We start from the raw sequence: 5852 nt of genomic DNA, 5'->3' as shown, positions 1-5852 counted from the left end.
TGAATCCGGCCACCGGAACCATGCTGCGCGCGCTGTGGGTGGCCGAGACCGGTGAGCTGGCGGTGATCATTCACCACCTGGCCGTCGACGGCGTGTCCTGGCGAATCCTGTTGGAGGACTTGAACATTGCCTGGGCGCAACACCACGGCGGCCAAGCGATAGCCTTGCCGGCCGGCGGCACCTCGTTCGCCCGGTGGGCGTCGCTGCTCGACGAGCACGCCCGCGACCCCCATGTCGTGGCCCAGGCCGACACCTGGAAGCAGGTGGCCGCGGCCCCGCCGGGACTGCCCGCGGTGCGACCCGAAGTGGATACCTATGCCAGCGCCGGGCAGTTGTCGGTGCAGCTGGACACCGAGTTGACGCGCATGCTGCTGGGCGAGGTGCCCGCGGCGTTTCACGCCGGAGTCCAAGACATCTTGCTGATCGCGTTCGGGCTGGCGGTGGCGGAGTTCTTGGGCACCGGCGCAGCGCCGATCGGTATCGACGTCGAGGGCCACGGCCGTCACGAGGAGCTGGCCACCGAGGTCGACCTGTCGCGCACGGTGGGCTGGTTCACCAGCAAATACCCGGTGTCGCTTGCTTTTTCGGGTCTGTCCTGGGCACAGGTGGTAACCGGTTCGGCGGCGCTGGGCGCGGTGATCAAGAACGCCAAAGAACAACTGCGCGCGCTGCCCGACCCCCTGTCCTACGGTCTGCTGCGCTTCCTGAACCCCGACGTCGACCTTCCCGAGTCCGACCCGCCGATCGGTTTCAACTATCTGGGGCGGCTCGGTGCCGCGGGTGCCGGGGTGTCCGGTGAGGTATGGCGGATCAGCGATGACGGGGTGTCGTTGACCGGCGTCACCGCGGCGGTGCCGCTGCCGCTCCCGCACACCGTCGAGCTCAACGCCGCCACCGAGGACACCGACGCCGGACCGCTGCTGCACGCCACCTGGACGTGGGCGCCCTCAGCGCTGGACCACACCCAGGTCAGCCGCCTGAGCCGGTTGTGGTTCGACGCCCTGGCCGGGATCTGCGCGCATGTGCGCGGCGGTGGAGGCGGACTGACCCCGTCGGACATCGCCCCGGCCCGGCTGACCCAGCACCACATCGACGAGCTTGCCCAGCAGTACGACATCGCGGACCTCCTGCCGTTGACACCTTTGCAGGAGGGGCTGCTGTTCCTCGCGGCCACCGCACAGGCGAGTGACGACGTGTATGCGGTGCAGCTGGACACCGCGTTCAGCGGTGCCCTCGACCTTCAGCGGCTGCGCGACGCGGTGCACACGGTGATCGAGCGTCATCCGAACCTGGCGGCCCGTTTCCTCGTGCAGTTCGACCCGCCGGTGCAGATCATCCCGGCCAATCCCGCGCCGCACTGGCGGTATCTCGAACTAGCCACCGGCGATGTCGACGAACAGGTCCAGCGGATCTGCGCGGCCGAACGCGCGGCGGTGTGCGAGCTGTCCGGCGAGCCGGTGTTCCGGGCCGCGTTGATCCGTACCGGCGAGGACCGGCACCGATTCGTGCTGACCTTCCACCACATCGTGATGGACGGCTGGTCGCTGCCGATCCTGCTGAGCGAGGTCTTCGCCGGCTACTACGGGCAGCACCTGCCCGCTCCCACGCCGTACCGCAGCTTCGTCACCTGGCTGGCCGATCGAGACCTCGCCGCCGCCGAGGCCGCCTGGCGAAGGGTGCTCGCCGGATTCGATACCCCCACCCTGGTCGGCAAGCCGGATCGGGTGGGGCAGGGGCGTCGGGGCGTCGAATCGTTCCGGGTGTCCGCCGACACCACGCGGGCCGTCAGCGAGCTGGCACGCTCGTGTCACACCACCGTCAACACCGTGCTGCAGGCCGCATGGTCGCAGCTGTTGACCTGGCTGACCGGCCAGCACGACGTCGTCTTCGGCGCCGTGGTCTCCGGCAGGCCGATTGACGTGGCCGGTGCGGACACGATGGTGGGGCTGTTGATCAACACCGTGCCGGTGCGGGCGACGGTCGCGGCGGCCACTACCACCGCCGACCTGATCGACCAGCTGCAGCGCGCTAACAACGACACCCTCGATCACCAGCACCTGGCGCTCCCCGAGATCCACCGCGCCACCGGCCACGATCAGCTGTTCGACACCCTGTTCGTGTACGAGAACTACCCGGTCGACGCCGCCGCCCTGTCCGGCATCGACGGGTTGGCCATCACCGATGTTCACGGTCGTGAATCCACCCACTATCCGCTAACGATGGCCGCCCGGCCGGGCAACGAACTTCAGCTTCGCGTCGAGTTCGACACCGACGTGTTCGAGTGGGACCGCATCGACGCGCTGATCGAGCGGTTGCTGCGGATGTTGGTGGCGATGACCGCCGAACCGGGGCGGCGGCTGTCCTCGTTGGATCTGCTCGACGACGACGAGCGCGCCCGCCTGGACGAGATCGGTAACCGCGCGGTGCTGACCCGACCCACGTCCGCCGCGGTGTCGATCCCAGAGTCGTTCGCCGAACATGTGAGCCGCACCCCCGATGCGGTCGCGATCAGCTGCGGCGAACGTTCGATGACCTACCGCGAACTCGACGAGGCCGCCAACCGGCTGGCGCATCTGCTGGCCCATCGTGGCGCCGGCCCAGGACAGTGTGTGGCGCTGCTGCTTTCGCGATCCGCCGAGGCGATCGTGGCGATGCTGGCGGTGCTGAAGGCGGGGGCGGCCTACCTGCCGATAGACCCCGCGCTGCCGAAGGCGCGGATCGGGTTCATGGTTGGCGATGCCGCGCCGATTGCCGCGATCACCACCGCCGGACTGCGCCCGCTGCTGGACGGCTACGACGTCAAGGTCATCGATGTCGACGATCCCGACATCGACACTCAACCCAGCACTGCGCTGCCGGGGCCCAGACCCGACGACATCGCTTACCTGATCTACACCTCGGGCACCACCGGAGTGCCCAAAGGCGTGGCCATCACACACCACAACGTGACCCAGCTGCTGACATCACTGGACACCTGGCTGACACCGAAACAGGTTTGGGCGCACTGGCATTCGTTGGCGTTCGACGCCTCGGTCGAAGAGATCTGGGGTGCGCTGCTCAATGGTGGGCGGCTGGTGGTGGTGCCGGAATCGGTGGCCGGTTCACCGGATGACCTGCACACCTTGCTAATTGCCGAGCGGGTCAGCTTCCTGAGTCAAACCCCGTCCGCGGTGGCGACGCTGTCGGCCGAGGGGCTGGATTCGGTGACGATGCTGGTGGCCGGTGAGGCGTGTCCGGCCGAGCTTGTCGACCGATGGGCGCCGGGGCGGGTGCTCGTCAACGCCTACGGTCCCACCGAGACCACCGTGTGCGCGGCCAGGACTGCGCCGTTGACGGCGGGCTCCGGGGCGCCGCCGATCGGTGCGCCGGTGCCGACCGCGGCGCTGTTCGTGTTGGACGCGTGGTTGCGTCCAGTGCCGGTCGGCGTGGTCGGTGAGTTGTATGTGGCCGGCGCCGGGTTAGGGGTCGGGTACCTCGGTCGGGCCGGATTGACGGCTTCACGATTTTTGGCGTCTCCCTTCGGTGGTCCGGGCACGCGGATGTATCGCACCGGCGATCTGGTGCGCTGGGGTGCCGACGCGCAGCTGCACTATCTGGGGCGCGCCGACGAGCAGGTCAAGATTCGCGGCTATCGCATCGAGCTCGGCGAAATCCAGTTCGCCCTAACGGCTTTGGACGGCGTCGAGCAGGCGGCGGTGATCGCCCGCGAAGACCGTCCGGGCGACAATCGCCTCGTCGGCTACATCATCGGGACCGCGAACCCCGCGGTGCTACGCACGCAGCTGGCCGAGCGGCTGCCGGCCTACATGGTCCCGGCGGCGGTGGTGGCGCTCGAGGCGCTGCCGCTCACGGCCAACGGCAAACTCGACACCCGCGCCCTCCCGGCACCCGAATACACCGGCGCCGGGTATCGCGCTCCGGGCGATCCGGTCGAGGAAATCCTGGCCGGCATCTACGCCCAGGTGCTCGGGGTCGAGCGGGTCGGCGTGGATGACTCGTTCTTCGATTTGGGCGGGGATTCGCTGTCGGCTATGCGCCTGATCGCGGCGGTCAACGCCGGCCTGGACGCCACCCTAGGGGTCCGGACCGTGTTCGACGCGCCCACGGTGGCCCAGCTCGCCCCGCGGATCGGGGCCGGTGGAGGCGGGCTGGAGCCGTTGGTGGCCGGTGCGCGCCCGGCGGCGGTGCCGCTGTCGTTCGCCCAGTCGCGGTTGTGGTTCCTGGACCAGTTGCAAGGGCCGTCCCCGGTCTACAACATCGCGGTGGCGTTGCGGTTGGGTGGACCGCTTGATGCCGCGGCGATGGGCACGGCGCTCGGCGACGTGGTGAATCGCCATGAGAGCCTGCGCACCCTATTTGTGGCGCCCGATGGAATTCCTCAGCAACGGGTGATCCCGGCCGATCGAGCCGATCTGCGCTGGCAGGTTGTCGAGGCCGGCAACTGGGCACCCGACCGACTGACCGAGGCCCTGCAGGAGGCCGCGCGCCATCCCTTCAATCTGGGAACCGAAATCCCCTTGCGAGCAACGCTTTTCCGCCTCGCCGCAGACGAACACGTGCTGGTCGCGGTGGCACACCACATCGCCGCCGACGGCTGGTCGATCACCCCGCTGGCGCGAGATCTGGGCGTGGCCTACGCGGCCCGGCGCGACGGACAGGCCCCACAGTGGGCGCCGTTGCCGGTGCAGTACGTCGACTACACGCTATGGCAGCGCGCCCAATTCGGTGATCTGGCCGACGCTCAGAGCCGCATCGGCGCACAACTGGCCCATTGGGAACGGGAACTGGCCGGGCTGCCCGAGCGGCTGCAGTTGCCCACCGATCGGCCCTATCCCATGGTGGCCGACCAGCGCGGCGCCAGTGTGACGCTTCACTGGCCGGCGGAGTTGCAGCAGCGGGTGGCCGCGGTGGCCGCCGAGCACAACGCCACCAGTTTCATGGTGGTGCAGGCCGCGTTGGCCGTGCTGCTCGCCAAGCTCAGCGCCAATACCGATGTGGCGGTGGGGTTCCCGATCGCGGGACGGCGTGATCCCGCCCTCGACGAGTTGGTGGGATTCTTCGTCAACACCCTGGTGCTGCGCGTCAATGTGGGCGGTGATCCCACCGTGGCCGAGGTGCTGGCTCAGGTGCGAGCCCGCAGCCTGGCCGCCTACGAGCACCAAGACGTGCCCTTCGAAGTCCTCGTGGAGCGGCTCAACCCGACCCGCAACATGGCCCATCATCCGCTGGTTCAGGTGGCGTTGGCCTGGCAGAACAGCGAGCCCGCCGGGCTGAGCCTGGGCGATCTGCAGGTGAGCTCGCTACCGGTGAACACCCAGACCGCCCGCATGGACCTGACTCTCTCGCTGGCCGAACGCTGGACCGAAGCGGGCGCGCCCGCCGGCATCAGCGGGGCAGTCGAGTTCCGCACCGATGTCTTCGACCCCGACACCATCGAGGCGCTCGTCGCCCGGTGGCAGCGGCTGCTGACGGCGATGACCGCCGACCCCACCCGCGCTCTGTCATCGATCGATCTGCTCGACGAGCCGGAGCACGCCCGCCTGGCAGAGCTGGGTAACAGTGCGGGGCTGACCAAAACCGTTGCGGCGGTGTCGATCCCGGCGTTGCTCGCCGAACACGTCGAGCGCACACCGCAGGCGGTCGCGGTCACCGTCGACGGCCGGTCGATGACCTACCGCGAACTCGATCAGGCCGCCAACCGGTTGGCGCATCTGTTGGCAGGCCGCGGTGTGGGCCCGGGTCACCGTGTGGCGCTGCTCTTTTCGCGCTCGGCCGAGGCGATCGTGTCGATCCTGGCCGTCCTCAAGACCGGGGCTGCGTACCTCGCGATCGACCCGGCGGTCCCGTCGGCG

1 protein-coding gene is annotated in these 5852 nt (G+C 69.0%); it reads left to right on the top strand.

Translation table 11 applies throughout. The features are described 5' to 3' along the window. On the top strand, window positions 1-5852 hold a 5852-nt coding region (locus JOZ00_RS18535), incomplete at both ends, for a non-ribosomal peptide synthetase (protein WP_293346186.1).

It is taken from the genome of Mycobacterium sp. (assembly GCF_019243155.1).
In the GTDB taxonomy this organism is placed as follows: Bacteria; Actinomycetota; Actinomycetes; order Mycobacteriales; family Mycobacteriaceae; genus Mycobacterium.
Note: the sequence above shows the minus strand (reverse complement) of the source record. Positions and strands in the feature narration are given on the sequence as shown.